Annotated in this window: 1 pseudogene; it reads right to left on the bottom strand. The window is 60.6% G+C overall.

Going from position 1 to position 594, the window contains the following annotated elements:
* Positions 1-594 (bottom strand): annotated as a pseudogene (locus A5698_RS28840) (glycosyltransferase); the annotation flags it as partial.

The raw sequence follows: 594 nt of genomic DNA, 5'->3' as shown, positions 1-594 counted from the left end.
AAGAAAATCGGTGGCCTGCCTGCGCCGATCCACGACGCAACCTCCTGATCGGTATCGGTCGGCTGGTTCATCGTCAGCGCTCCGACGAAAGGCCGCTGGCCGTCGAGATCCGCCCACTCCTCCGCCAATCCAGGAAAGCAGGCCTCCTCATAGGCCTGGATTTCCAGCGATCCACGTTCGGTGATCTGTCGCGTGTAGGGCAGTACTGCCTCGGGCAATCCCAGTTCGCGGCGCTGCGCGTTTACTACCTCTTTGGTACCGCGCCAAGTCAGCCGTTCATGCGCCAGCATGGTCGAGCGGCGGAATCGTGGCGGCAGGAATGAGAGGAGCTCGCCGTTGGGTCTTATCGGGAAGTAATGAAGCGTGGCCAACGGAATGTCGTAATACTCCGCGACGTTGCCAGCGACCTCCTCGAAAACCAGACCAGTGAAGAGCAGGTCAGCGTCCTTGGCCAGCCCCATCAACGTGGAGTTCGCCTCTTCAAGGTATTGGGTCAGCAGCGCACGATTCTCGCGCCACAGTCTCCGCAGGTCCGCAACCTTCCACGGATGGGACGTGCGCGCCTGGAATTCACGATGGACGTCCTGCCATAAA

It is taken from the genome of Mycobacterium sp. E136 (assembly GCF_001666865.1).
In the GTDB taxonomy this organism is placed as follows: domain Bacteria; phylum Actinomycetota; class Actinomycetes; order Mycobacteriales; family Mycobacteriaceae; genus Mycobacterium.
This window is presented reverse-complemented; position numbering and strand designations above follow the sequence as displayed.